This window comes from Paenibacillus sp. FSL R5-0923, from assembly GCF_038009145.1.
Classification (GTDB): Bacteria; Bacillota; Bacilli; order Paenibacillales; family Paenibacillaceae; genus Paenibacillus_AQ.
Genome location: NZ_JBBPAT010000001.1, coordinates 1,571,663 through 1,597,842, shown reverse-complemented (window position 1 = coordinate 1,597,842; position 26,180 = coordinate 1,571,663). Strand labels below are relative to the sequence as shown.

Below are 26,180 nucleotides of genomic sequence, written 5' to 3'. Positions count from 1 at the left end.
TAGATGAAGTTAGATAATCAAATGTTACTTTTAGGGGGCGAGAGGGTTAATTTATTGTCTTTTGAGGGCATGCGTCGATCAAAAAGCTAAATTGGGCACAAAAAAAACCCGCATCAAATGCGGGTTTGAGTGGAAAGTATCAAGAACCTAGCAGTTCAAGCGCCAGTAGTCGGTAAACCTCTAGACGTTTCTCCTGCGAATGCGGAATGCTGCATATCATCGCTTCCTGGAAACCATATTGAGCTTGTTCTTCTTGCAAGCGTGCGGCGATGTCTTTAACCGCACCAACCAAATGAATCTTACGGCTTTCCTTGATTGACATCCGGTCAATTTCCGATAACGAAATGTTCTGAGCTTCTTCTGGTGTCAGCACCTGAGTAATTCTGCCCTTGCTCATCATCAACCGAAAAATATCCTGCGGTAATGCCTCATACTCAGCTTCTTCCTTCGTTTCTGCTGTGGTTACCATATAGGATACACTAATCTCAGGTTTGTCCATGAAGATAGAAGGCTGGTAGTTATTCCGATATTGATCCAAAATCTCATTACTCATCGCACCATTAAAAAATTGCGCAAAGGAGTATCCGACTCCCATCTGTGCTGCTTTTCGCGCACTGTTGCCGCTCGAGCCTAACAACCATACCTCAGGGAGCGCCACCTTCGTTGGAGCGGCAAGATTTTTGGCATACAACTCACTTTCCGGAATCTGATCACTAAGCAGCTGCATAGTAATGCCAAGCTTATCATACATGTTATGCAGCATTAACTCGCGGCCTTCAGACAGAGCGTACATGGCACTTGTATCGCCACCAGGAGCTCGCCCCACACCGAAATCAATTCTCCCCGGGGAAAAAGCACTTAACGTTTTAAATACTTCCGCCAGCTTAAGTGGAGAATAATGCATCATCATTACACCGCCGGTGCCGATTCGAATACGATTGGTCTTAGCGGCTAAACGGGCTGCCGTTACTTCCGGAGCTGAGCTAGCAAATGTATTTCCGCCATGGTGCTCAGCCATCCACATTCTGCTATATCCCAACTCATCTGCTAAAATAGCTAGTTCTTCTGCTTTATTCAGAGCACCTTCCGCTGTGTTACCACTTGTCACGGGTGCCTGATCCAATACGCTTAATCTCATGCGAATACATCCCTTCTTTGGTCAGATGACCATTTTATTGCTGATCCATTCCTCTAAGGCTGCAATCTTATCTTTAAAGCGTTCACCACGCATTTCCTCCGACAACGAAGCAATCGTCTCCCGCTTTAATACAGCTTTCCAAGAGGATTCAGCTTCTTCCATCAGATTGGTTAACAGGCAGCAGCTATCTTCTTTCTCTAAATCCAACATGTCTACCAGAATACCATTGGATGAATACAGCGACTGCTGTCCTTCCACCGCAAGGTAAACGTCATATACACGAATATCTTCAGGTCTCTTCTTTAATTTAAAGCCACCTTTAATGCCGGGAACAGACGTGATGATGTCTGCGGTTACCAGCTTTCTTAACAGTTTCTGAAAATAGGTCGCCGATGCTCCGAGCTGCTGGCTAATCGCTTCTCCAGACAACACCGCTTTGTCCGGCAGCATGTTAAGCAGAACCAGTGCATACACTGACTGTTCTACCCCTGTTTTCATATGCATGTACAGCACCTCGATCTACATAAATTGCTTAATATAAACTGTAGACTATACCACCCGCGTATAAAGCGGATAAACATTATCCACTTTATACTTTATATCAGTTTGCACCAAAAGTAAAACCCTGCTCGTCTTCTCTTACAGTTAATATCTGCTATAAAAAAAAGATCGCGCATATAGCGCAATCTTTTTTTATATGGATAGTCCCACCCGCTGAACCAGCTGTGAGCTCTGATCATTAAGTCCGGTAATGGTGACTTTTTTGCCACGCTCGGCGTATTTGCTCATCGTCTTCGCTATGGCATGAACTGCGGATTGGTCCCACACATGGGAATGTGAAAAATCGATAATAATATGATCGGGATCGCTATCGTAGGCGAATTCATGAATGAAGTGGCTTGTCGTGCCGAAGAACAGCTGGCCGGTAACCGCATATGTTTTGGAAGAGGCAGCTTCCTGAACTGTTAGGCGGATCGAAGCTATTTTCCAAGCAAACGTTAAAGCACTTAGCAGAACCCCAAACAAAACGCCAATAGAAAGATTGTCTGTAGCCACCACGGTGACCACCGTCACAATCATAACCAACGCATCGCTAAGCGGAACACGGGTTAGAGATTTAAGCGAGCCCCATTCAAAGGTGCTGATACAGACCATTATCATTACGCCAACGAGCGCGCCCATCGGAATCTGCTTAACCACATCGCCAAGTACGATAATTAGGAACAATAAAAAGATCCCTGATACAAACGTGGACAGACGCGTGCGTCCTCCTGACTTCATGTTAACCATTGACTGGCCAATCATCGCACAGCCTGCCATCCCTCCGAAAAAACCAGTGACTACATTCGCCAGCCCCTGTCCCTTCGCCTCTCTGTTCTTATCACTACCTGTGCCCGTAATATCGTCTATTAAGGTGGCAGTCATCAGTGATTCCAATAACCCAACTACGGCCAGCGAGAGTGAATATGGCAAAATAATAAGCAGCGTATCCAGCGTGAACGGGATCTGCGGTAAATGGAATAGTGGCAAAGTTGCTGTAATATTCCCCATATCCCCTACGGTTCTTACGTCCAGATGAAGAGCGATGCTAAGAATAGAAACGATAACAATCGCTACAAGCGCTGAGGGTACGGCTTTGGTAAACCGAGGAACCGTATAGATAATAAGCAATGTCAGAGCTACCAGTCCATACATCACCCAGCCTTGTCCCTTAAAATGGGTAAGCTGCGCCATGAAAATCAGTATCGCCAGCGCGTTGACAAACCCCGTCATGACCGGCTGTGGCAAAAAAGTGATGAATCGGCCCAGCTTTAGCATCCCCATCAATATCTGAAACACACCAGCCAGTACAGTTGCCGCGAACAGATACTCTATTCCATGCTCTAGTACGAGACTTCCGACTAATAGGGCCATAGCCCCTGTAGCCGCCGAGATCATTCCGGGTCTGCCTCCGGCAAGTGCGGTTACAATTGCAATACAAAAAGAGGCATATAAACCAACCATCGGACTTACTCCCGCCAAGATCGAAAAAGCGATCGCTTCAGGAATCAGTGCAACGGCTACGGTCATCCCCGATAAAATATCGGTTCGAGTGTTAGAAAACCACCCATTATTTAAGGTAAGCTGCTTCAAAATCTAATTTCCTCCTGTGACTAATAAGGTATATAGGCCTTTTCAAAAAGACCCGGGGCCGGTGCAACGCTAATGTTCCTTATTGTACTCGACCCGCCTTCACCTTCACAAAAAGATTAGATAGACTTGTAAGCGCTTATTCACCTCATTTTCTAGCCAATCCTTGAAATATCATTCAAATTCTATATTTCTAGATTACCGGTATAGTCCGGAAGCTTTCACTTCATTAAAGAAGTTGTTGAACTCATCAATATTCAGCTGCTGCGCAGCATCGGACAACGCAGTTGCAGGATCAGGATGAACCTCGACCATAATACCATCGGCTCCGGCTGCGAGTGCGGCTTTTGCACAAGGGATAAGAATATCTTTGCGTCCTGTGGAGTGAGTAACATCGACCAATACTGGCAGATGGCATTCCTGCTTAAGAATAGGCACTGCTGAGATATCGAGCGTGTTGCGGGTCGCTTTTTCATACGTACGAATTCCGCGTTCAATCAACATGATTTGTGTATTACCACGAGACATAATGTATTCCGCTGCATGTATGAATTCATCGAGCGTAGCAGCCAATCCGCGTTTCAGCAGCACAGGCTTATTGACTTCTCCGACCGCTTTAAGCAGCTCGAAATTATGCATGTTCCGTGCACCGATCTGGATGATATCTACATAATCTAAGGACTCTTCAATATGTCTTGGGTCTACAATTTCACTGATGGTCAGCAGACCATAATCATTTGCAGCTTCACGTAATATTCTTAGACCGTCCATACCTAGACCTTGGAAATCATAAGGAGAAGTCCGCGGCTTGAAGGCACCTCCACGCATAACACGTACACCAGCTTTTTGCAGGGCTGCAGCTACGGTGCGGGTCTGTAGTTCACTTTCCACAGAGCAAGGACCAGCTACCATCAGTGAAGAAGGACCGCCAACAGTAACATCTCCCGGCAGAACAATCACAGTGTCTTCTTTGTGACTCTTACGCGCTACTAGTAAAGTTTTTTTATGTTCATCGGATTGTAAGTCCAGAGATGCTGAAAAAATTTGTTTGAAGAGGCTGCGGATGGTTCCGTTAGTGAAAGGTCCTTTGTTGCTCGCTACGAGCTGATCCAGCATTTTCTTTTCACGTTCTGGATCGAATTTAGGCACACCTTGCTTTTCTTTAACTACTCCAATCTCCTGCACAATTTTAGCCCGCTCGGAGATCAGCTCCAGCAATTGCCCATTAATTTCATCCAGACGACCTCTAAGAACATCCAATTCTACGTTACTCATTACCCTTCCACTCCCTCTTCTTATTTATAATTTGAAACGCAAAAAGGCCCCCCGTCGCAAGGGACGAGGAGCCGTGGTACCACCCTTATTTAGAATTAACCCTTAAACTAGCACAAAGGAATAGAAAATCGGATTCCCTCGACTAAAGATTAACTCTATCTTAAACCCGGTAACGCGGGGCGCGGGCCTCCCTACTCATACCTGTCACGACCTGTGACAAACTACTTCAGGGGCCGACTCGGAAGTGAACTTCGGCATTAATCGTCTCATGAGGGTGCTCTCAGTCTCCGGCACGCCTTCCCTGTTAAGATCCGCTATAATGCTTACTCTCTTCGTCATAGTCTTATTTATGTCAGCGCGTCTTTTGCGCTGGTTTCTGCTATCTTAATCAAAAAATGTTTCCGATGCAAGATAATAATGGAACGCTGAGTAGCTTTAACGCAATAAAATCATATGAGATACAATTATTCTTATAACAACTCGCTAGAACAGGCTTTGAAGTATGAAATAACCCATACCCATACTATTCTGCCACTGCTTAAAAGGTTCCAATCCCTTTCTATGTATGAAGTTGACAGCGATATTTTGATTGTTTACAATTAAATCATTGAAAATATTTCCTGTTCTTATTCACTGGCAGCTTTAGCGTTGACAATACATAACTGAAGGGATGTAGCAGCATGAGCATTTATCCATATACAGCACGCAGTATTCGAGGAAAAGAGATCGAACTAGAGGAATATAAAGGTAAAGTACTTTTGATTGTGAATACAGCAAGTAAGTGTGGGTTTACCCACCAATACTCCGACCTGCAAAAGCTCTATGAGCGATACGAAGATCGCGGCTTCCAAATTCTCGGTTTCCCTTCCAATCAGTTTGGGGAACAGGAACCTGGCAGCAATGAAGAAGTGAACGTCTTTTGCCAAATCAATTACGGCGTTACGTTCCCTCTCTTTGAGAAGGTTGAAGTAAAGGGCGAAAATAAACATCCCCTCTTCACTCACCTTACTGAGCAGGCTGGATTTGAAGGCTTCGACATGAACCATTCTTCAGGAAAGCTGCTTCAAAGCATGCTTGAGAGCAAAGATCCGGAAGCACTGAACAATGACGAAATCAAATGGAACTTTACAAAATTTCTAATTGATCGCGAAGGCAATGTAATTACAAGATTCGAATCTACTGTGGATCCGCTGGATATTGAGCCAGCGATCGAAGCACTGCTATAGATTTTTTTAGATATATACCGAACTAATGATATTAACTTAAAGCACAGTAGTCACTGTGGTGAATAATTGGACTTCCGGCCGCTGTTGTCCCCAGATTTCTTGATTGAAACCGCTCTTCGCGTTGGAAATCCCGGGACAAAGGCCTATAAAGAATGAATTTCTATACAACAATAAGCCGCCCAGACTCCAACTCTGGGCGGCTTTTTCACGTACGGTACTGCTCGGTAAACACTTCAAAATAAGGGGTGGTATCCCTTTCAGCCATTGAGCCATTAGCGCCCGGTCCCCAGCCGATCTCAGCCCGCCAGCTCCCTAGCAACCCTGTCTGGATTAGCGCCTCCTCATTTACACCGATCAGCTGATCTGCCTGTGGCGCTACATAAAGTGCATCTACAGGGCAATAAGCTTCACACATAAAACAAGTCTGGCAATCTTCCTGACGCGCAATAACCGGAATCTTCCCCTGCATTTCGAATACGTTTGTCGGACATACTTTCGTGCACAGTTTACAACCCACGCAGCGTTCCACGCTGATTAGTTCAATCATATCGCCTGCCCCTCCTTTAGTAAATTCAGTTCATGAGCATGGGGCACAGCCTCGGTACCGATGCTTATTTGCTCTATACCGGATACAATCAGCCGGTGGGTTTGACGCGGATCAAGCTCCGGATATTCCGCGAGCTTTTGCAGGCCGCGCGTCTCCTTCCGGGCCAGCGCGGCAGTGTACATCCATCTGCCGACCGCGAGCATAGCCGCGGCTTCGCGTGCTTGCACGATGCCCTGTACGGTGGCGGGAACGCGCCCGTTCAGCAAGGGCATCAAGGCATTCAGCCGCTTCAAGGCTGAAGAAATGCCCGGTTCGCTGCGGAAATAATTAATCTGCAGCGGTAAGATTTCACGCTGGATCGCCGCGACTAGCGGCTTCACCTCCAGCGTTTCCGAGGTGTCGGTGCCAGCCGCCAAACCGTAGCGTCCCGCTGCGGTCAGGTTGCGGCCGTTCGCCTGCCCTCGGCTGGACCGCGCATGCTGCGCGGCTCCCTGGCCTGCCCAGCTTCCGCTGCATATGGCCCAGGAAGCGTTATAAGCCCCGCCGCCGGAGATGGCGCCGGTCACTTTCTCGCGAGATGCGGCATCTCCGGCCGCATAGAGTCCGGGCACGGTCGTCCGGCAGTCCGTGCCGCTCAAGCGCAGACCCCCAGTGCCGCGCATCGTGCCCTCATAGCGCAGGGTGAGCGGGAATTTCTGCTTAAACGCATCAATTCCCGCCCGCTCCAGCGGCATAAAGAAAATCGGATGCGCTTTTCGCAGAAAATCCTGTTTCTCCGCTGTATCTGCCAGATCGAGCGAAGCATAAACCGGCCCCTTGAGCATCATTTCAGGGATGCTGCCAAAGGTCCGATCCCCTTTATGCAGCGGATGACCGTCCGCATCATAAAGCGTAGCCCACGCTAGCATACGACCACGTGTTACCGTTCCATCTGCAAAGCTCGGAGCGTATTGACGGCTGAATTCCATGCCTGACAAATCGGCTCCCACCTCAGCGGACATCAACAGCCCTTCGCCTGTCAATACGTTGCAGCCAAGACCTTTGCTGAGAAAAGCACAGCCTCCGGTTGCCATCACAACGGCATTTGCCTTCACTTCCCAAGACTCCCCTGTCAGACGGTTGATCCCACGCGCCCCGCCAACCCCATGTTCATCATGAAGAAGCTCTAGCGCTGGCGACTGATCGAGGATCGTGACCCCCGCTTTGCGGACAACTCTTCGCATAATCCGCATGTACTCTGGTCCGTGCAGATGTGTGCGCAGTGAGTTTCCTACCTCATCCTTCGGAAAAGGATAACCCCACTGCTCGACTAGAGCCAGATTCTGCTCTACCTGATCCAGCACTCGGTGAATCCAAGCATTCTCCGACAGATATCCACCAGATTTTAGTCTGGATTGAACCGCCTGCTCACGCAGCTCGGCAATTGGAGGGATAACGAGCAGCGTTGTACCGCCCGGAGCAGTGGCGCCGCTTGTGCCCAAGTAGCCCTTATCGGCCAGGACTACCTTTGCACCCTGTGACGCTGCACTCCATGCCGCCCAAGCTCCTGCGGGACCTCCGCCAAGCACGAGGACATCCACTGTCATTTCCTTCTTAAGCTGCGACATATCTTTTCCTCCCAAGCATTTGCGCTTTCCAAGCAATTGTTATTTCAGCTGCCAATCGCTAATATTAAAGTCTTTTTTCGCTAATTTTTCTTCGACAAGGAAGTTCTTGGTACCCTCCAGTAGCTTGGTTCCTTCGTCAGTGAACGCGGTATCTTTGATATCACTGATTGGATTTACTTGCTTCGCCAGCTCTGGCGTTGTATCTCCGATTTCGGCCAAAAATTGATAATATTCATCCTCGTGTTGTTTCAAATCCGCCAAGGCTTTCTCACGGGCTTCGTTCCACGCCTTCGGAAAGTCAGGGAATTTCGCCAGATAGTCCTCGGACACGACAGTTGCACTAGTGCCGAGCAAGTTCGGATGCTTCGAGGCATCGTCTAAGTGAGTATAACCTTGGTCAATTAACTTCAGCGCAGGTACACCCAAATTAGTCGTAGCATCTACATCTCCACGGGCCAAAGCTGCGGTAGCATCCGGAATGAGCATATGCACGAGTTTATAGTCAGTTACGCCTTCCTCCTGAAGTAATCCAACCACATAGCGGTGCATGAAAGAGCCTTTTTGAATGGCAATAGTCTTCCCTTGCAGATCCTTCACCGTCTTTGGTCCATCCTTCTTACCGATTAGATAACCGATAGTGTTGGCTGAGGATTGTGAAATCAGACGTGTCTTGGCGCCAGAAGCATAAGCAATAATAGCAGGTGTATCCCCAAGGCTGCCGATATCTAATCGACCACTAATTAAGGATTCTGTCTGATCAGGACCGTTTGGAAAGCCCGTAAGCTTCACTTCAGTAATGCCATATTTCTTCAACTCTTCTTGAATGATCCCTTTATAAAAGCCCCAGCCCTCCGCGCCACCTGGCACATTCAGCTTATTTGAGCCTATAAAACTAAAGTTCAGTACCGCTGGAACGTTACTTTCGGCTTTGCCTCCAGATTTCTCTGTACTAGAGCTGCCGGATGCAGATGCTCCATTTCCTCCAGCGTTATTTCCGCAAGCCTGAAGAACCAGCATAACCATCATAATCGTAGTTAAAAGTGCAAATCGTATCCTTTTAGAACGTTTCCCTTGAATCTCTCTGTACGCTGGTTTCATTTCTTTCTCCCCCTAGATTTATGTTATTTATCTTAATCTTAATCAAGGTCAGAACCCTGCCCTCGACGCCAATTTGTACATAAAGTCATGACTTGCTACCGGTTGTCTGCCTTTGCCCCAGCCTACCTTTTCACGATAACCACCAAGTAATCCCTGCTCCTCTAGCCCTGCCTCTGTCACCCCAATCACTTTCTCTGAATCTGGCGCAACGTAGAGAGCATCCACAGGACAATACAACTCACACATAAAGCAAGTCTGGCAATCGCTCTGCCGGGCAATAACAGGAATGCCATCCTCTACCCGTTCGAAGACATTGGTCGGGCAGACCGATACACATTGGTTGCACTCTACACATCTGGCAGCGCTGATCACCTCAATCATGATAGAACACCCTCCTTGGCCACGGCTTCTGTCTTCACCCATACCTGATCCAATCCACCGCTAATCAAGCGATGATGCTGTTCTTGATCCGTTCCCTTAAAATCTTCACGCTTATGCATGCCCCTCGTCTCCGTACGGGCAAGCGCGGAATTGTACATCCAGCGGGCGGTTGCAGTCATGGCTTCAGCTTCACGCGCTTTAACCCCTTCAGGTGTACGCTGAATCTCACGGCTACGCTGATCTTTCCACAATTCATCCAGACGACCTAATGAAGAGGTCAGCCCTTTATCCGTACGGAATAAATTAATGTCATACGGCTTCACTTCAGCCTGCACAGCAGACACAACCTCTGACGTATGAGCTGATACTCCAGGCTTCACTTCTTGATGAACCAGTGGAGAAGATGATAAGCCGACTGGATTACGGTACGCTGCATTCGAGCCAAGGCTCTGCGCATAGACAGCAGCTCCTTCTCCTGCAAAACTGCCGGATGACATAGCCCAAGCCGCATTATGGCTGCCACCACCAGTAAATCCCCCGCAAATTAGCTCACGGGTAGCTGCATCTCCTGCCGCATAAAGTCCGGGAACACCTGTACCACAGCTTTCGTCCGTGATATGAATACCACCCGTCCCACGAACCGTTCCTTCGAGACGAAGCGTAACCGGAAATGCATCCTTGAAAGGATCGATCCCTTGTCGATCAAAGGGTAGAAAAAAGTTCGTCTGCGCCACCCGCAGAAGAGGTCTTAAATCTTCTGGTGCTCCATCCAGCTTGGCATATACCTGATTACCTGCTAGCAGATTCCGAGCGATAACTGAACGCCCTTTCTTGGAACCCGCCCCTTCCACAATGCTTCCATCCTCATAATAAAAGCTGGCATAGTTGTAATATGCTGTCTTGGTTACAGAGGAGAACGTAGGGCAGATAGCATAGGCATTGGAGAATTCCATGCCGGACAAGTTCGCCCCAGCCTCAGCTGCAAATAGATAGCCATCACCAGTAAGCACGTTGCAACCAAGCGCCTTACTTAGGAAGGCACAACCCCCAGTAGCAATAACGACTGCCCCTGCTTGAACTGTCCAGGTCTCACCACTCTGGGTATGGACTCCAGCCGCTCCGGCTACGCCATGCTCATCCGCAAGGAGCTCCATGGCTGGGCTATGATCTAAAATTTTAACGCCCGCCTTTTTCACTAGCTTACGCATTAATTTCATATATTCCGGTCCCTGAAGACTCTTGCGATACTGGTTACCCTGCTCATCTACAGGGAATGGATATCCTGAAACGCCAAGTTTGTTCATATTGGCATAGGTACGGTCTAGCACTCGGTCCATCCAGCGGGATTCAGCCAACTGACCGCCCAATGTATAACGACTTGCTTTGGCCTCCTCCCGGAGCTTCTCATCCGGCTTCACATACCAGACTCCTGTTCCTGAGGGGGCCGTTGCACCGCTCGAACCGCAGTAGCCTTTATCTGCGAGGACAACTTTCGCACCCTTCGCTGAGGCCGTAAGGGCTGCCCATGTTCCTGCCGGTCCTCCACCTATAACAAGCACATCCGCCACCAAATTCAGCGACCCTTTTTGTATCGATCCACTCATAGCTCAAGACCTCCTCAAATGATTTACCCTTCGTAACTATCGCGCCAGAACAGACACTTGCGTTCAATGATTCGGAACAAAGAATCGATTAGCTTGCCGACAATAGCAAAGATAATAATGCCTACAAATACAACCTCTGTATTAGAGTTCTGCTTCGCCTCATTAATCAGGAATCCAATGCCGGATTGTGATCCAATGAGTTCAGCTACAACAAGACCGATCCATGCTACAGCCAATGACAGTCGCAATCCTAACAAAATCCCGGGTAGTGCTGCCGGTAATATCAGCCTGCGCAGCCTCTGATAAGGGCTAAATCCTAACACCCGGGACACCTCAAACAGCTTATTGTCCACATTGCGGATGCCCATAAACGTATTAATATAGAGCGGAAAGAATGACCCTGTCAGAATGATCACTACTTTGGACATCTCCCCAAAGCCGAACCACAAAATAATTAGCGGTGCTATAGCTAGATGAGGAACAAGCCTAAGAACCTGTACACTAGGATCGAGCACATATTCCACACTGCGAAACAAGCCAGTCAGTACTCCGAATAAAAGGCCTAGAACGCCTCCGATAAGAAATCCAACTCCCGCCCTCCCCATACTGACACCTAGGTGATGAGTTAACTCTCCAGTCACCAATAGGCCTGTAAAAGCTCTGGCGATCGACAATGGAGTCGGCAGAAACTGCGCGGAGATCAGTCCGGTGCTTCCTGCCAGCTGCCAAAGTACTATTGTCACCACCGGAATGATAGCGCCCGTTCCCCAATCTGACAGTAGAGATTTCCATGCAATAGGTACCACCGATTTCTCCAATGTCTTAGTCGATAAAGGGGCAATATCACTGCTATCTAGCGATTCTCTTGCTCTTGTAGTGTTATTCAAAATAGCTTCTGCTCCATCGCTCATGGCGCATCCCCCTTTCGTTTCTTGCGCGTTTTCTGTTTATCCGCGATAGCTGTCCTGCCATCTCAGCAGCCGACGTTCAATGTAGCGAACAATAGAATCACTCACCAGTCCAGCAATGGCAAAAATAATAATTCCCACGAACACCACAGGTGTATCCGCGAATTGACGCGCGTCCGACATCATATACCCAATGCCTGAAGTGGAAGCAATCAGCTCTGCGACTACCAGACCTAACCAAGAGAGCCCCAAGGAAAGGCGCACTCCGAGAATAATATTCGGCAATGCGGCTGGAAGTACTAGTCTTACAACCTGCTTTAACCGGCTGAATCCAAGCACTCGAGATACTTCGAACAGCTTGTTATCCACGCCGCGAATACCCATGAACGTATTAATATAAAGCGGAAAAAATGCTCCTTTAGCAATCAACAGCACTTTAGACTCCTCACCGATCCCGAACCATAAAATGAATAGCGGCACTACCGCCAAGCTTGGTATCATGCGAATCATTTGCAGGGATGGATCTAGCAATTTCTCTGATCTGCGGAACAGACCTACGAGAATGCCTAATAGCAGACCAAGTCCACCACCGAGCAGGAATCCGGCAAGGGCTCTGACCAAGCTGATCCTAAAGTTCGGCCATAAATCCCCTGAAGCAGCCAAAGTTACAAATGATTCTGCAATGGTATACGGCGTCGGGAACAGCATCTCTGAGATCATTCCATAGTGTCCAAGGGTCTGCCACAGAATTAGCACAGTGCCCGGCAGCAGAAGGCCCAGTCCAAATGTTGTTACCTTTCCGGGGCGTCCGGAAGTTCTTACGGCTATAGCCCGGTTTGTCATGCTCTGCACCCACCTTTTTTAGCTTTACAATCTCTTTAAATAACAAAAAGAGACCCTCGAATATTGAACACTTTCGGAGGTCTCCATTGGTATGGTCGACATATTTATATTCCTGCCCCGTCAATAAGCTCAAGCTCATCGACTTTTTCAAAATAATTCAGCACCTTCAGGCGTAGCTCTTGAAAGGAAGACGTTGTTTTTTTACGTGGATACGGCAAATCAACCGGGACAATCTTACGTATTTTCCCGGGGCGAGGTTCTAAAATCACTACCCGATTACCTAGAAATACAGCCTCATCAATATCATGCGTTACAAAAATCATGGTTGTTTTGTTGGCCCGCCAAATGTCCAGTAACACCGTCTGCATATGCGCTCTAGTGAACGCATCCAGTGCACCAAACGGTTCATCCAGCAGCAGGATTTTGGGATTTCGCAGTAGCGCACGGGCTATCGCCACCCTCTGGGCCATCCCTCCCGATAACTCCCGGGGATAGGATTTCTCAAACCCATTTAACTTGACGAGATCAATTAACTCATCGACCTTGCGTCTAATTTCTTTGTTGCCTAGCGGCAAATCAGAAGCAATATTCTTCTCTACGGTGAGCCAAGGAAAGAGACGATGCTCTTGAAAAATAAATCCCTTATCGATTCCGGGACCCCCAATCTCCGTCCCTCCTAAGGTAACGCTCCCCGTATATCCACTGTCCAAACCGGCCACGATGCGCAGCAGCGTGCTTTTGCCACAGCCACTGGGCCCGATGACCGTAATGAATTCACCCTCTTGCACATGGAGATCAACATTATACAGTGCCTGAACATGACCTCCGGTAGACTCAAAACGTTTATTTAGATTTGAAATCGACAGCAACGCTTCTCCCATCGTGACCCCTCCTTAAATTCTGTATACAAAAAAACAGAGGTATTGCGCTTTTACATTCGCAATACCTCTGTAGGAACAGTCGGTAATTTTTATTCAAAGTAAATCAATTGGAATTATAATATTTAAAATATCATCCATTTGAAAAGCTGTCAACAATAAAACTTTTTTCAGACACACTTGTTTACATCAGATACCTTAAATATAAATATATGCTTGAGATCACAATGGACAGCAGCATTAAAGGGAAACCCACCTTCAAATACTTCATGAATGTAATCGGATAGCCCTCTTTTCCAGCTAGACCAGCAACGATCAGATTAGCACTGGCACCGATCAATGTACCATTGCCACCCAAGCAGGCACCCAAGGCTAGACTCCACCAGAGGGGCTCCAGATTGGTGATCCCCATCTGCCCCATCTCCTGTATCAAAGGAATCATCGTTGCTACAAAAGGAATATTATCAAGAAACGCAGAAGCAATTGCACTGACCCATAAGATCATCATCGAGCTCATGAGCACATCCCCACCCGTTAAATCAATCGCTTTGGCAGCCAGCTCCGCGATGACACCTGTCTCGACGAGTCCTGATACCAAAACAAACAGTCCGATAAAAAAGAAGATCGTAATCCATTCCACGCTGTGAAAAGCTTTTTCCAGCATGTGTTCTCCTCCGGTTAATAAGAGCAGTAAAAAAGCCCCCGCTAAGGCAACCGTCGCTGACTCCAAATGTAACGCCTGATGTAAAAAGAAGCCCATAATCGTAATTCCAAGTACGATCAAACATTTTCGCAACAGCTTATGATCTGTAATCATTGCCTTCTCGTCCATGTTCATGATACTTTGCTGCAATTCCGGAGTGGATTTAATCTGCTTACCAAACATCAGTAGTAAAAGCGGGATATACGCTAACATAATGATGATAATCACAGGTGTTAGATTGCTGATAAAGGACATAAAAGTCAGCTCTTTCACAGCACTTCCGATCATAATATTCGGTGGATCTCCGATCAATGTTGCCGTCCCACCGACATTAGATGCAATAATTTGTGACATCAAAAAAGGCAGCGGATTTATGCGCAGTTGCCTTGTAATACTGAAGGTAACAGGCACCATAAGTAGCACTGTTGTAACATTATCCAAGAAAGCAGAAGCCACAGCAGTAACAACAAACAAAGCAATCAGGATTCTTCTCGGCTTCCCTTTCGCCAGCTTTGCTGATTTCACTGCCGCATATTTAAAAAGTCCTGTCTCTGCAGTAATCCCTACAATCATCATCATGCCTACAAGTAATCCGATGGTATTAAAATCAATGTGATGTAGTGCCGTCTCCTGATCCACAATGCCCATCGCTACCATAACAATTGCGCCTAACATCGCTAAGATCGTACGGTGAATTTTCTCAGAAATAATCAGTCCATAAATCAGTAGAAAAATACCTATTGCCCAAATTGCTTGCTGTTCCATGATATCCCCCGGTCCTTCTATCTAATTTCATTAATTGTACAACCTACTCATTATATAACCTATTTATCATAAAATAGATTTGTATTTTTCGCACTGGAATTGTGGATTACTCCATAAAAAACGACTCTGTCGAGTATTTATCGGAGAGCCGTTATGGAGTCGATTATTTCATTTTCAAAACCTGAGGCTCCTTAAAAGCGGTCAAAATACCTTTGCTCTGCACAATAATCATACCGCTTTCCAGCAAGGTTGGGCCGAACACTCTACCTGATGTTTTGAGCTGCACAACCGGTTTTGCGGAAATCAAATCTATCGCGATTAATTTGCCGTCAGTCTGGGCTACATACATGCCATGTCCAAGCAGATCGAAGCGGGCAATCGGATTGCTGATTCCACTGTACTGAACCGCTGATTTATTCGCCATTTTAACACCATAAATGCTCTGTTCGTTACTAAAAAGAATTCTTCCATCATAAGGACCAGCGGCGTAGGATAACTTAGCTCCGATGGATTCGTAAGAATAATTATCGCGTGTTACGGTAGCAGGATCAACATTGACTGGATAGCTGTAGACACCTTTTTGTCCTGTTATGAAAATTCTGTCACCGTCACTCCAAGCAATGCCCCCCTTTGGTGCTTCGGGATCATTCGGGTCAATATTAGCAGGGTTATAAACTACCGTCTTCACTACTTTACCTGTCTTAACATCCAAACTGTCGAGTGTAGTAAGAGGAAGAGCGTCGAATAAGGTAGCCTTCCGTTGTGTTATAAGCGTTCCATTAATCTCAGTAATCGGAAAATAATGATCTCTGTTATTCCAAAGCTCTTTACCCGTTGTTCGATCAAAGGCATGTAGAATGTCATACGTATACGTTCCGGATTCTGAGTTTTGAGCTAATATCAGGTTTCCCTCAACCATGAACGGTTCATACAGCTTTTCACCGAAATTATCACGCCACTGCAGTTTCCCATCCTTCAGATTGTAGGCTTGAATATCACCATTGGCAGCAAAAAGCTGATCTTTATCAATAACTAATTGGCTGATGCCTTTACTGTTTGCCGATGAACTCCATTTATTTTTTCCAGTAGCCGCGTTGACTGCATAGATTGTGCCTGCTTCTGAAGTCACATAGGCCACACCATCTTGGTAAAGTAACGGTGTCTTTAATTTGGAGCCATATTTCCACATTACTTTTCCCGTCTGAGCGTTAATGGCTAAAAGCTGACCCTTTTGTAGGATAAAAGCTTTGCCCGCACCAACTGCAACAACGCCCTTGCCCATAATGTAGTCCGTCGGTATATCTCCTAGCGTTGGCAAATCCATCGTAGTGGACCACTCAACCTTCGCAGCAGACAAATTTACATAATAATCATCTAAATTCGAGCCTATAAAGGAAGTGTGCGAATCAACCGCAGCAGCTTGTACCGGGTTTACCATAAGCAATACCCCTAAACCAATAATCACAGTACGAAGATATGACTTCAATAATGTTCCACTCACCACCACACGCCTCCTCTTATAAATGCTTCAATTGGATAGATTCTCAAAATAAAATATAATACTAATGACGAGCAGGATGTAAGAACATGGATTATTCTTCCTCATTTTGACATCCCAAAGAGCAGAAATCAAAACATTTACTCATAAACTTACAATTTGTAAGTTATTGTGTTATAATAATCACATTCTTCTATAAACGAACAAGCTTTATCAAATATATGAATAACAAGGGGTTTGTAATCATGAGTAACGAGGTAACCACAGCACCAGCATCCGATTTTGAATTCGGTATCTACACCTTAGGAGACATTGTAGCTGATTGTCATACCGGGAATAAGATCAGCCCGAAACAACGACTCGACGAAGTTGTAGCTGCGGCCAAGCTGGCGGATGAGGCGGGGCTTGATGTATTCGGTGTAGGTGAGCATCATCGTCTTGATTTTGCAATTTCTTCGGTTCCAGTCGTGCTGGCAGCCATCTCCCAGGTTACCCGCAGAATCAAGTTGACGAGCGCCACTACTGTATTAAGCACCATTGATCCCGTGCGCGTATTCGAGGATTTCGCCACACTTGATTTACTGTCAGATGGCCGTGCAGAGATTATTGCTGGACGTGGTGCTTTTGTGGAATCTTTTCCGCTCTTTGGGTACGAACTTGAAGACTATCATCGACTATTCGCCGAGAATATTAATCTGCTTCTCGAGCTTAATAAGCATGAAATTATGAACTGGGAGGGTTCCTTCCGCTCATCCTTGAAGGATTCTGAGATTGCACCACGCCCTCTTCAGCAAAGCCTTCCTGTATGGATTGGTGTAGGTGGTTCTCCTGAAAGCGCGGAAAAAGCTGGGGTACTCGGGACTGGAATGGCCATCGCCATTCTTAGCGGTAGTCCAGAACCTTTCCAAGAGCTTGCTGCAACTTATCGACGCGCTGGAATTCAGGCGGGTCATGCCCCTGAATCTTTAAAGATTGCGATTACTAGCCACGGCTACATTGCCGAAACTTCACAGCAAGCGCTCGATGAATATTACCCATACTACTATAGTTATCGTAATTCCATCAGCCCAAAACCTGGTCAAGAATACAGTGTATCTCGTGACGACTTTGGGCAATATGTATCTGCTGATAACACGATGGCTGTAGGTAGCCCGCAGCAAATTATTGAAAAAATCCTCTATCAGCATGAGCTGTTCGGCCATAGCCGCTTTATGACTCAGCTCGACATCGGCGGCCTTCCTTACGCCAAGGTAGCCAAAGCTATTGAACTATTAGCAACTGAGGTCGCCCCTGTCGTACGACGCGAAATTGCCAAGAAGAATAGCCGATAGAACTGAGGGGCTGTACCAGTTAATAAAAAAGCACTTCTCCCGCTCGTGGAGAAGTGCTTTTTGTGCTGTTGCAACATTGTGTCTTGCTGTAAGAAGTGAACCGGAAGCTCTGCTCAAGAATTAGGGAATATCTCCCTGAAAATCGGAGATTTCTACTCAATAGACTAACAATTAGGGAATACCTCCTTATAATTAACCTGATTCGGCGGTAAATATAGATATTTCCCCGATTTTTAGGGAGGAATTCCCTGATTTCACTCATTTAGAGTAATTATCAGCTATTTTCAGGGAGCTTTTCCCTAATTACTCTCAAAAAAAAGAAGCTGCCCATAAGTAGATTCACTACTTTTGAGACAGCACTTATACTTGTTACGCAAAGGATGGTTTATTGTTGTCCACCTTCCCGCTAATAAGCTTCTTATATTCATCGTCTCCACCATCTAAAGAAGGCGCAGTATAAATTTGAGCTGAAGCTGGTTGCTGAGCGGAATGGCTCGACCCTGTTTTGCTTGTGTTATTCTTATTATCTTCTGCACTCCTGCTTCCACCACTTGCAGAGCGGAGAACAGCACCCGATAAGTTGTTAATACCCTTTATTCGCTTCATGCTGAATCCTCCCCTACTAAATGATTGATGGTACGGAATAAATCCTGATTATTCGCAACTACCGCCTTAAGATCATCCGCAGATAATCCATCACTCCCTGAAAAGTGTACGGAAAGAACATACTTCTTACCTAGAGGATAGCATAGGATATATACCTCCGCAACTTCCGTGCGTTGAAAAAAAGTCCATTTGCTCGATAAAAATGCATCTACCACACTAGGCTGCTTCTCATTCCCTTTCGTAACAGTCAAGGAATAGGAGTGCCCACGTCCGACATTCCCTCCCACCTGAACAAGCTGTTCCTTCTCTTGAGCCTGCCAGATCGCAGCACCGATCACACGACAATGCTTCGGAGGTAAGAAAGAATTGCGGATCGCCTCACTGAGTGCGTGATACTTCTCTCCATCCTCAGAGATGGTCACATTACTATTATATTGCCAAAAAAAATGAAGGATACTTTCTTTGCGCCTTAATTCCATCTTTAGCTGCTCTAAATCTTTCACCGGGTCACGGAATTTTCCAAACCCCTGGACACTATCAATAATCTTACCACAGCTCACATCCACAGCAGCCGTAGGATTATCATGGTGCATCTCATACTCTAAAGCTGTAATTCCCGACAAATCGGACAACAGATGATATTCTTCAACATTCTGTCCAGGGATTAAATCGTCGCGGGCAGTCACCTGATCCGGCACTAAGCAAAAAACGCGATTACGCCGTAATCTGGCCCAAAACAATCCCATTTCAAACCCCGTATTATCACGAGTCACATAATAAAATTTACCGCGTATTTTGGCGACATCATCTGGCGAGAACACAAATACGGCAAAATCGCTCTCATCCAAATTTCTCTCCAGAGCCTCCATCGTGTATTCATTCGCTCGAAAGGCATTGGCATACCAAGGATGTACTTCAGCATCCCTCTTCAGCTGCTCATGAATCGCTCTTGCATAACGTATGGATTCCCTGGAAGATCCAATGAATAGCTTTGGTTTAGTCACGGCAGTGCTCCTTCATCCTTCCCGATATGTAATAATTATACAAGTCTTTAGACCACCGGAAAAGAGGCCAAGTTCTCATAAATATCTCAAAAAATATTATTCTAAACCTCGTAAAGTGGGTAAAAAATTACGACTACTTTGAAAAAGCGAGGATACTATGAAAAAAATGATAGGTGTCACATTGCTTGCAGCAAGCCTTGTGGGTATAACAGCGTCACAGCCTGCTGAAGCTAAAACGGCAGCAGTTAGTTATACCGCTCAGGTATACGCGAACTTTTTAAATGTACGCAGTGAGCCGGCAAAGAATGCAACTGTTGTAGGATCTATTAAGAACGGAGCAAAGGTAACTGTGACCGATGAACAACACGGGTGGTTGAAGGTTAAGACGGGGAACACCTCTGGCTGGGTAGCCGGCTATTACCTTAAAAAGGTGAACAATAGCTCCAAGCAATCTGGCGCTTCTGGATCATCGGTAGCTTCCAAACCCAGCACTACTTCTTCCACCTCAACCAGCGCCTTGAGTAGTACCACAAAGGTTACAGTTACGGCAGATTCACTACGCGTTCGAAGCGGTCCAGGCACACAATATAAGGTACTCGGTTCTTTAAAAGCTAAGGATACAGCTACCCTCCTCCTTCGTCAGAACGATTGGGCACGAATTCGAACAGCTAGCGGTGACATCGGTTGGGTCGCAGCGCAATATATCCGATCTGGAACCACGCCAAGAAGCACAAGCACTACAAGCAACATTTCGCGCACAGGAAATTTACGAGGAAAATTAATCGTCGTAGATCCCGGTCATGGCGGCAGTGATCCGGGAATGCTCGGCACTACATATAACACCATGGAAAAGGATTTGAATCTGCAAACTGCAATTTATGTTCGCGATGCCCTTGTAGCTAAAGGTGCACGGGTAGAAATGACACGTACCCGGGAGGATCAGAAGCCTACACTCGCTCGGCGTGTTCAGATGAGTGAGGCTCTGCGTGCAGATGCATTTGTAAGCATTCATTATAATTCTTCTCCGAAAAAAGTGTCCGGGACACTGACCTTCTTTTACTCCGAATCCGATGATCTGAAGCTGGCACGAGCAATTGAAACCCGGCTGGGACAAGGTATCGGTCTTAAGAGCAACGGGTTGTCCTTTGGCGATTATCACATCCTGAGGGAGAATCGAATTCCAGCTACCTTAATTGAACTCGGATTCCTTACCAATCCTATAGATGAATCTATTGTCCGCAAATCCTCCTATCAGAAAAAAGCAGCAAAGGCTATCGCGGAAGGATTGGCAGACTATTTCAGAAACTAGACAGACCTATAAATAATCAGCAAAGAAGCAGGCTAGGAAATTCCCTAGCCTGCTTTAGTTTGTATTTCATATTTAGCCTTCTATTAATCCCTTTTTGATCAGGAAATTACGAGCTACATCCTCTTCCTTGAGCGCATCCACATCAACCTCTGCGTTCAATTGCTGCATTTCTTCGTCACTGATTTGTCCGTTCAATTGATTTAAGACGCCTTTCAATTCAGGGTATTTATCTAACGTTTCCTGACGAATAATCGGTCCTGCATCATAAGGTGGGAAGAATTCTTTATCATCCTGCAGAATCACCAGATCATGTACTTTAATTTGCGCATCCGTCGCATATGCATTGGTTACATCTGTTTCCCCATCGTCGATCGAACGGTACATGATACCATGGTCCATTCCTTTGCTCTGCTTGAAATCCATTCCGTAGAGTTTTTGGATACCGGGGTATCCGTCCTCACGATCCAAGAACTCGAACTCTACGCCAAGAACCATATTTCCAGATACTTTGGCCAAATCGCTGAAAGTCTTTAGATTGTACTTCTCAGCCGTTTCACGACTAACAGCTAAAGTATAGGTATTATTTATGCCGAATGGATCCAGAAAGGCCAGTCCATCTTTTTCAAGCAGTTCTCTGGTTTTTGCCAACGATTCCTCAGAGTTTCCCGTCTCCTCTTGATAGTAATTGGCTACAATGGTTCCGGTGTAATCCGGATATAGCTGGATATTATTATTCTCAAGCGCACTCCAAGCTACATTAGAGCCTCCCAAGTTCATCTGACGCTTCACTTTAATATCTGTTTTATCTTCTATCAAATCTGCCATCATATGAGCGAGTAGAACATTCTCCGTGAAGTTTTTGGAGCCAATCGTGATTTCTCCACTGTTACCCGCAGCAGCGTTATTATTCCCGCCACCACACCCGGCAAGTAGCGCCCCCATTAATACTGTAGTTAAAACGCCTGTCATCAATTTTGGAATTTTCATATATAATCTCCCCTTTTATATTCTTTCGAGACCAGAGTTTTAGTTATACTTTCAATCCCTTTGGAGTCGTTAACCGTTCAAGCAATCCAAGCAGATAATCCAGCACGAGTGCAAGAATCGCGGCCGGAATAGCACCCAGTAAGGTTAGTGCTTCGATGTTCCGTTGAATACCTAGGAAAATAAATTCACCCAATCCGCCAGCACCGATAAAGGCTGCCAGTGTTGCTGTCCCGACATTAATAACTGCAGCAGTACGGATCCCCGCCATAATTACACTTAAAGCTAAAGGGAGTTGAACCCTGAATAGAATTTGCCAGCTCTTCATACCCATTCCCCGGGCCGCTTCCACTATAGACGGATCCACATCAGTAATTCCCGTGTAGGTGTTGCGGATAATTGGCAGCAGTGAATACAGAAACAAAGCTACAACTGCCGTCTTCATCCCTATACCAAATAAAGGAATCATAAATCCGAGCATCGCCAGACTAGGTATTGTCTGAAAAATCCCAGCCGCACCAAGCGTAATCCCTTTCAGAGGTTTAACCCGTGTAATCATGATTCCAAGCGCAATGCCAACAATAATTGCAAATAACATGGACAAGAGCACAAGTTGCATATGCACTCCCATAGAATGAATCAAATCTTCCATACGTATATCTAATTGATATATAAGTTGTTGCCATAACGATTGATCTCTCATACAGACACTTCCTCCTCTTTCGTGCCTCCCCATTGTGCTGCAAACGCCGTCAGAAGACTACCTCTTGTAACAATCCCGGCAATGTTCCCCTCAGCGGTTACAATCGGAATAATGCCGTAAGGAGCTTCCGTAATCAATGATAATGCGTCTCTTGCTGTTGCTGTATCCTGCAGCACCACCCCAGGTGGTGTCATAATTTCTTCGATAGTAAGGCTTTGTTCCATTTTAGCGGTAACATCATAAGCGGAGACTATGCCAAGTAGCTTACCTTTCTCGTTTCCAACCAGTAGTGTATCCATTTTGCGTTGACGCATAAAGGTAAGAGCTTTACCCAGCGTGCGGCTTGGAAGGGATGTGGATGGATTGTCACGCATGACTTCTGTTACGGGGATATACTCAGGGTTTTGGTAAATACGGTTTTTGCCGATAAATGACTCTACGAAATCATTAGCAGGCCGGCTGAGCAGCTCATACGGTGTATCTAGTTGAACGATTTCACCATCTTTAAGAATAGCGATTTTATCTCCAAGCTTCAGTGCTTCATCCATATCATGTGTTACAAATACTATTGTCTTCTTCACTTCTTGTTGCATGCGCAGCAATTCATCCTGCAGCTGCTCACGGGTAATAGGGTCCAAAGCACCAAACGGTTCATCCATCAATATAATCTCGGGATCAGCAGCCAATGCACGGGCTACACCTACACGCTGCTGCTGCCCACCTGATAATTGTTTCGGATAACGTTTGGCATATAGAACCGGATCAAGTCCGACTAGACGGAGCATTTCGAGCACCCGTTCTTTTTTCTTATTCACATCCCACCCCTTTAGGTCAGGAATCAGGCCAACATTGTCTTCTATGGTGTAGTGCGGGAACAAACCAGCTTGTTGAATAACATAACCGATGTTCTTGCGGAGGGTTACGGGGTTCTCCTTGGTGATATCTTTGCCGTGGATATAAATATGACCTGAAGTATGCGGAACAAGACGATTTATCATTTTCATCGTTGTTGTCTTTCCGCAACCGCTCGGACCGATCAATACTAGTATTTCTCCAGCTTCAATTTCAAAGCTAATATTCTTAACTGCTTCATAACCATTCGGGTATTTCTTACCTACTTTTTCAAATTTCAGCATAGGGTCTCTCCTTCTTATTTCTGTCGTCAGATCATCTCACCGGGCGACTCTGTAAGTTAAACTATAACAAACAATCCCCAAACTGACAACCTACATATGTTCAATAAGTTGTTTGTTAATAATTGTAATATGTTAATTATAAAAAAAGGCTATCCAGTGATAACCTGAACTGCACCCCGTCAAGTAGACAGTACAAAAAATAAAAGTAGTTTAAGCGGCCTTAGTCCTAAATTCAATGGGACTGAGGCCGTTTAATTTTGCCTGTAACCGTTCGTTATTGTAAAAGTGAATGTAGGTATCAATATCTGTTTGGAGTTCTTCAAAGGTCTGGTAGGTATGTAAGTAGTACTTCTCACATTTCAATGTTCCCCAGAAGGATTCCATCGGCCCATTGTCAATGCAGCAGCCTACTCGGGACATGCTTTGCTTCAGTTCTGCATCGTCCAGCATCTTCTTAAAATGCAGAGAGGTATACTGGAAACCGCGGTCGCTATGGAGTAAGGTTCGGCTCTCCGACGCTGCCTGCAATGCTAATTCCAGCGTGTTAAAAACTAGCGAATTATTATTGGAATGGCCCAGAACGTAAGCAACAATGGAATTGTCATACAGATCTTTTATTGCACTTAAATACGCCTTCTTACCCTTGCCGTATTTGAATTCTGTTACATCCGTTACCCATTTTTGGTTTGGAGCTTCCGCCTCAAAATTACGGTTCAGCACATTCTCCGCGACCTGCTGAGGCGTGGAGCCTACATACTTCTTTCTTTTTCTGCGGATGACAGACTGGATACCTTGGCGTCTCATGAGCCGGTATACTCGTTTTGCGTTAATAGATTTGTTCATTTGTCTGCGCAAATGCAGGGTCAATTGACGATACCCAAAGGTTCGTTCCACCTTCTCATACAAGAGAAGCATAGCCTCTGTCAGTTTCTCGTTTTCGGTCTCTCGGGAACTGGGTTTGCGATTCAACCATTTATAGTAACTTGACCGTGAAATCCCTACGATTTCACACATAAGTCGAATGGAGCAAGACTGTTCCTGCTGAACGGCTTGAATGGCCAGATAGATGATCTCCTGGCGAATGGTTCTTAACGTCTCCTCCTTTCGAGTTCCTCTAACTTTTTTAGAAAAGCATTCTCCGCACGCAGGCGTGCATTCTCGTACTCCAGCTTTTGCATCGCGAGTTTGTGGCGATCTGCTTCCGTAAGTTCTTCGGGCGCTTTAGTACGTCCTCTGCCGTCTCGTAACGCCTCTTCACCGCCTGCTTCGTACTTCTTTACCCAGCTATATACTTGTTGGTAAGACACGTGAAAATGGCTTGCCGCCTTCGTGTAGTCTTCTCCGTTCGAAAGGCAGTACAGCACGATATCTATCCGTTCCTGCCAAGTGGTTACGCGTCCTTTGGTCATAGCTTTAGATCCTCCTGAATGAGCTGTTAAGCTGTTGCTATGACCATTATACTTCCTAATCCAGTTGGCAAGTTGGGTTGAACTTGCAATCTTATACTTGCAGATGATTTGGTTTTGTGACAATCCTCCCTCGAGATAATCCTTAACGGCATGGAGTTTAAGTTCTGCGGAATACGTACGGTTGTGGATTCGAACTTCCAGCCCTTCGTACCCATACAATTGATAACGTTGCCGCCACTTCACTACAGAGGTTTTGGATAATCCATATTTTCGGGCCGCAGCTTTCAAACCAATGTCGCCCCGTTCAATTTCTTGGAGAATCGTTAATTTTTCGAGTGCCGTATACTTCTTTTGTTCCATAAAAATACTCCCCATACAGCAGCAGGTTTTTATTATTTCGCCTGTCTACTATATGGGGAGCATATCAACCCCCGCTGGATAGCCTTTTTCAAGCTATTATTATAAATGATTTTCTCAATTTTTATTGATAAATTGTTCCGTTCTTTGGTACATTTTCTCATCACCAACGGCTACAAGTACATCATTTTCTCTGAGTATGACATGCGGACCTGGAGAGATGGTTATATCAGCACCTCGGCGAAGCGCTATAATCGTAGCCCCTGTATTCTGCCAAAATTGTAATGCTCCAATGGTTTTGCCAACCACATGTGATTCTTCATGGATTGTAATTTCTTCCGGGTGGTACGGCTTTAAATTCTTCATCCGGTCTGATGCCTCGATAATTCCAGTTAGTAGCTTCTCAAATTTACCGTCGAGCTTCTTCTTTTCAAGCAACAATTGCTGTAGATCCTGTTTCAATGAATAAGCTGATTTCAGATAGTTATTCCTGGTGATATACTCATACGCCTTTTGATCAGAGATGACAATAATCTCTTTCCCCTGCGAAACAAACACTATATTCTCATCCTTCAATAATCCCATAGCCTTACGAATCGTCTCGGGAGAAACATGATATTGCCCTGCCAATAGAGAACGCCCGGATAGCTTACTCTGTACGGGAAATTCCCCGCTTACAATTCTTTGTGCAATATCAAGGGCTATAGACTTATAACCGGATATTTCTTGCATGGACATTG

The 26,180-nt window shown here is 45.8% G+C and carries 24 protein-coding genes; 3 read left to right on the top strand and 21 right to left on the bottom strand.

All coding sequences use genetic code 11. The annotated features are described in order from the left end of the window. Nucleotides 1–139 precede the first annotated feature (139 nt). The 4 genes from MKX35_RS07175 to MKX35_RS07160 all read right to left on the bottom strand — a co-directional run bounded on the left by MKX35_RS07175 (nucleotide 140) and on the right by MKX35_RS07160 (nucleotide 4,543). On the bottom strand, nucleotides 140–1,138 hold the full coding sequence (locus MKX35_RS07175) for an LLM class flavin-dependent oxidoreductase (protein WP_076300675.1): 999 nt from the start codon (nucleotides 1,136–1,138) through the stop codon (nucleotides 140–142). 21 nt (nucleotides 1,139–1,159) lie between these two features. Next, nucleotides 1,160–1,642 (bottom strand): RrF2 family transcriptional regulator, encoded by a 483-nt coding sequence (locus MKX35_RS07170; RefSeq protein WP_042191916.1) that lies wholly within the window; start codon nucleotides 1,640–1,642, stop codon nucleotides 1,160–1,162. Nucleotides 1,643–1,831: 189 nt separating this feature from the next. Further along, a complete protein-coding gene (locus tag MKX35_RS07165; protein ID WP_076300676.1) occupies nucleotides 1,832–3,274 on the bottom strand; it encodes a SulP family inorganic anion transporter in 1,443 nt (480 codons plus the stop codon). A 192-nt stretch (nucleotides 3,275–3,466) separates the two neighbouring features. Beyond that, nucleotides 3,467–4,543, bottom strand: a complete 1,077-nt coding sequence (locus MKX35_RS07160; protein ID WP_076285501.1) for a bifunctional 3-deoxy-7-phosphoheptulonate synthase/chorismate mutase — start codon at nucleotides 4,541–4,543, stop codon at nucleotides 3,467–3,469. 680 nt (nucleotides 4,544–5,223) lie between these two features. Here MKX35_RS07160 and MKX35_RS07155 point away from each other — a divergent pair. Next, complete coding sequence (locus MKX35_RS07155; protein WP_042191922.1) at nucleotides 5,224–5,769, top strand: glutathione peroxidase; 546 nt, start codon at nucleotides 5,224–5,226, stop codon at nucleotides 5,767–5,769. Between the two features lie 205 nt (nucleotides 5,770–5,974). Here the strand turns inward: MKX35_RS07155 and MKX35_RS07150 are convergent, their stop codons facing one another. From MKX35_RS07150 to MKX35_RS07105, 10 genes are all read right to left on the bottom strand, one after another. After that, nucleotides 5,975–6,316, bottom strand: coding sequence for a 4Fe-4S binding protein (locus MKX35_RS07150; protein ID WP_076285502.1), 342 nt, complete (start codon nucleotides 6,314–6,316; stop codon nucleotides 5,975–5,977). Continuing rightward, the gene (locus tag MKX35_RS07145; RefSeq protein WP_076300677.1) at nucleotides 6,313–7,923 is read right to left on the bottom strand and encodes an FAD-binding protein; all 1,611 of its coding nucleotides are present in this window, start codon (nucleotides 7,921–7,923) and stop codon (nucleotides 6,313–6,315) included. Before MKX35_RS07145 ends, MKX35_RS07150 begins: the two co-directional genes overlap by 4 nt. 39 nt (nucleotides 7,924–7,962) lie before the next feature. Beyond that, complete coding sequence (locus MKX35_RS07140; RefSeq protein ID WP_076300678.1) at nucleotides 7,963–9,021, bottom strand: ABC transporter substrate-binding protein; 1,059 nt, start codon at nucleotides 9,019–9,021, stop codon at nucleotides 7,963–7,965. Nucleotides 9,022–9,069: 48 nt separating this feature from the next. Then, nucleotides 9,070–9,402 (bottom strand): 4Fe-4S dicluster domain-containing protein, encoded by a 333-nt coding sequence (locus MKX35_RS07135; protein WP_076285505.1) that lies wholly within the window; start codon nucleotides 9,400–9,402, stop codon nucleotides 9,070–9,072. Next, nucleotides 9,399–11,006, bottom strand: coding sequence for an FAD-dependent oxidoreductase (locus MKX35_RS07130; protein WP_076285506.1), 1,608 nt, complete (start codon nucleotides 11,004–11,006; stop codon nucleotides 9,399–9,401). The genes MKX35_RS07135 and MKX35_RS07130 overlap by 4 nt, the downstream gene beginning before the upstream one ends. A gap of 23 nt (nucleotides 11,007–11,029) precedes the next feature. Further along, on the bottom strand, nucleotides 11,030–11,917 hold the full coding sequence (locus tag MKX35_RS07125; protein ID WP_076300679.1) for an ABC transporter permease: 888 nt from the start codon (nucleotides 11,915–11,917) through the stop codon (nucleotides 11,030–11,032). Nucleotides 11,918–11,953: 36 nt separating this feature from the next. Next, nucleotides 11,954–12,757, bottom strand: a complete 804-nt coding sequence (locus MKX35_RS07120; RefSeq protein ID WP_076300680.1) for an ABC transporter permease — start codon at nucleotides 12,755–12,757, stop codon at nucleotides 11,954–11,956. A gap of 104 nt (nucleotides 12,758–12,861) precedes the next feature. After that, the gene (locus MKX35_RS07115; RefSeq protein WP_076300681.1) at nucleotides 12,862–13,638 is read right to left on the bottom strand and encodes an ABC transporter ATP-binding protein; all 777 of its coding nucleotides are present in this window, start codon (nucleotides 13,636–13,638) and stop codon (nucleotides 12,862–12,864) included. A gap of 181 nt (nucleotides 13,639–13,819) precedes the next feature. After that, nucleotides 13,820–15,103: an ArsB/NhaD family transporter gene (locus MKX35_RS07110; protein WP_076300682.1), complete on the bottom strand. Its 1,284-nt coding sequence runs from the start codon at nucleotides 15,101–15,103 to the stop codon at nucleotides 13,820–13,822. A gap of 163 nt (nucleotides 15,104–15,266) precedes the next feature. After that, a complete protein-coding gene (locus MKX35_RS07105) occupies nucleotides 15,267–16,604 on the bottom strand; it encodes a PQQ-binding-like beta-propeller repeat protein (protein ID WP_076300683.1) in 1,338 nt (445 codons plus the stop codon). Nucleotides 16,605–16,846: 242 nt separating this feature from the next. On the opposite strand from MKX35_RS07105, the gene MKX35_RS07100 reads away from it, so the two are divergent. Beyond that, entirely contained in the window at nucleotides 16,847–17,932 is a 1,086-nt protein-coding gene (locus tag MKX35_RS07100) for an LLM class flavin-dependent oxidoreductase (RefSeq protein WP_076300684.1), read from the top strand. A 369-nt stretch (nucleotides 17,933–18,301) separates the two neighbouring features. On the opposite strand, the gene MKX35_RS07095 is transcribed toward MKX35_RS07100, so the two are convergent. Next, nucleotides 18,302–18,538 carry a hypothetical protein gene (locus tag MKX35_RS07095; protein WP_076300685.1) on the bottom strand — a complete coding sequence of 79 codons (237 nt, stop codon included), beginning with the start codon at nucleotides 18,536–18,538 and terminating at the stop codon, nucleotides 18,302–18,304. Further along, nucleotides 18,535–19,542, bottom strand: coding sequence for a TIR domain-containing protein (locus MKX35_RS07090; RefSeq protein WP_042191948.1), 1,008 nt, complete (start codon nucleotides 19,540–19,542; stop codon nucleotides 18,535–18,537). Before MKX35_RS07090 ends, MKX35_RS07095 begins: the two co-directional genes overlap by 4 nt. Nucleotides 19,543–19,699: 157 nt before the next feature. Here MKX35_RS07090 and MKX35_RS07085 point away from each other — a divergent pair, with 157 nt between their 5' ends. Next, the gene (locus MKX35_RS07085; RefSeq protein ID WP_076300686.1) at nucleotides 19,700–20,851 is read left to right on the top strand and encodes an N-acetylmuramoyl-L-alanine amidase; all 1,152 of its coding nucleotides are present in this window, start codon (nucleotides 19,700–19,702) and stop codon (nucleotides 20,849–20,851) included. A gap of 72 nt (nucleotides 20,852–20,923) precedes the next feature. Here MKX35_RS07085 and MKX35_RS07080 read toward each other — a convergent pair whose 3' ends face one another. The 5 genes from MKX35_RS07080 to MKX35_RS07060 all read right to left on the bottom strand — a co-directional run bounded on the left by MKX35_RS07080 (nucleotide 20,924) and on the right by MKX35_RS07060 (nucleotide 26,178). Further along, a complete protein-coding gene (locus MKX35_RS07080) occupies nucleotides 20,924–21,838 on the bottom strand; it encodes a glycine betaine ABC transporter substrate-binding protein (protein ID WP_076300687.1) in 915 nt (304 codons plus the stop codon). A gap of 43 nt (nucleotides 21,839–21,881) precedes the next feature. Then, nucleotides 21,882–22,538: an ABC transporter permease gene (locus MKX35_RS07075; protein WP_076300688.1), complete on the bottom strand. Its 657-nt coding sequence runs from the start codon at nucleotides 22,536–22,538 to the stop codon at nucleotides 21,882–21,884. Beyond that, the gene (locus tag MKX35_RS07070; RefSeq protein WP_076300689.1) at nucleotides 22,535–23,674 is read right to left on the bottom strand and encodes an ABC transporter ATP-binding protein; all 1,140 of its coding nucleotides are present in this window, start codon (nucleotides 23,672–23,674) and stop codon (nucleotides 22,535–22,537) included. The genes MKX35_RS07075 and MKX35_RS07070 overlap by 4 nt, the downstream gene beginning before the upstream one ends. Before the next feature lie 210 nt (nucleotides 23,675–23,884). Next, nucleotides 23,885–25,443, bottom strand: a protein-coding gene (locus MKX35_RS07065) for an IS3 family transposase (protein ID WP_143759361.1) whose coding sequence is annotated in 2 segments (ribosomal slippage) — nucleotides 23,885–24,810 and nucleotides 24,810–25,443 — 1,560 coding nt in all. Because the reading frame shifts where the segments join, the coding sequence is not laid out codon by codon here. Between the two features lie 114 nt (nucleotides 25,444–25,557). After that, nucleotides 25,558–26,178: a TrkA C-terminal domain-containing protein gene (locus tag MKX35_RS07060; RefSeq protein WP_256716426.1), complete on the bottom strand. Its 621-nt coding sequence runs from the start codon at nucleotides 26,176–26,178 to the stop codon at nucleotides 25,558–25,560. Nucleotides 26,179–26,180 lie beyond the last annotated feature (2 nt).

Bases quoted from the DNA above. Each gene is read 5' to 3' on its own strand.
- MKX35_RS07075 (WP_076300688.1), bottom strand. From the start codon at position 22,538: ATGAGAGATCAATCGTTATGGCAACAACTTATATATCAATTAGATATA.
- MKX35_RS07140 (WP_076300678.1), bottom strand. From the start codon at position 9,021: ATGAAACCAGCGTACAGAGAGATTCAAGGGAAACGTTCTAAAAGGATA.
- MKX35_RS07095 (WP_076300685.1), bottom strand. From the start codon at position 18,538: ATGAAGCGAATAAAGGGTATTAACAACTTATCGGGTGCTGTTCTCCGC.
- MKX35_RS07070 (WP_076300689.1), bottom strand. From the start codon at position 23,674: ATGCTGAAATTTGAAAAAGTAGGTAAGAAATACCCGAATGGTTATGAA.
- MKX35_RS07120 (WP_076300680.1), bottom strand. From the start codon at position 12,757: ATGACAAACCGGGCTATAGCCGTAAGAACTTCCGGACGCCCCGGAAAG.
- MKX35_RS07170 (WP_042191916.1), bottom strand. From the start codon at position 1,642: ATGCATATGAAAACAGGGGTAGAACAGTCAGTGTATGCACTGGTTCTG.
- MKX35_RS07085 (WP_076300686.1), top strand. From the start codon at position 19,700: ATGAAAAAAATGATAGGTGTCACATTGCTTGCAGCAAGCCTTGTGGGT.
- MKX35_RS07110 (WP_076300682.1), bottom strand. From the start codon at position 15,103: ATGGAACAGCAAGCAATTTGGGCAATAGGTATTTTTCTACTGATTTAT.
- MKX35_RS07135 (WP_076285505.1), bottom strand. From the start codon at position 9,402: ATGATTGAGGTGATCAGCGCTGCCAGATGTGTAGAGTGCAACCAATGT.
- MKX35_RS07130 (WP_076285506.1), bottom strand. From the start codon at position 11,006: ATGAGTGGATCGATACAAAAAGGGTCGCTGAATTTGGTGGCGGATGTG.
- MKX35_RS07060 (WP_256716426.1), bottom strand. From the start codon at position 26,178: ATGTCCATGCAAGAAATATCCGGTTATAAGTCTATAGCCCTTGATATT.
- MKX35_RS07150 (WP_076285502.1), bottom strand. From the start codon at position 6,316: ATGATTGAACTAATCAGCGTGGAACGCTGCGTGGGTTGTAAACTGTGC.
- MKX35_RS07100 (WP_076300684.1), top strand. From the start codon at position 16,847: ATGAGTAACGAGGTAACCACAGCACCAGCATCCGATTTTGAATTCGGT.
- MKX35_RS07125 (WP_076300679.1), bottom strand. From the start codon at position 11,917: ATGAGCGATGGAGCAGAAGCTATTTTGAATAACACTACAAGAGCAAGA.
- MKX35_RS07155 (WP_042191922.1), top strand. From the start codon at position 5,224: ATGAGCATTTATCCATATACAGCACGCAGTATTCGAGGAAAAGAGATC.
- MKX35_RS07175 (WP_076300675.1), bottom strand. From the start codon at position 1,138: ATGAGATTAAGCGTATTGGATCAGGCACCCGTGACAAGTGGTAACACA.
- MKX35_RS07115 (WP_076300681.1), bottom strand. From the start codon at position 13,638: ATGGGAGAAGCGTTGCTGTCGATTTCAAATCTAAATAAACGTTTTGAG.
- MKX35_RS07160 (WP_076285501.1), bottom strand. From the start codon at position 4,543: ATGAGTAACGTAGAATTGGATGTTCTTAGAGGTCGTCTGGATGAAATT.
- MKX35_RS07145 (WP_076300677.1), bottom strand. From the start codon at position 7,923: ATGTCGCAGCTTAAGAAGGAAATGACAGTGGATGTCCTCGTGCTTGGC.
- MKX35_RS07080 (WP_076300687.1), bottom strand. From the start codon at position 21,838: ATGAAAATTCCAAAATTGATGACAGGCGTTTTAACTACAGTATTAATG.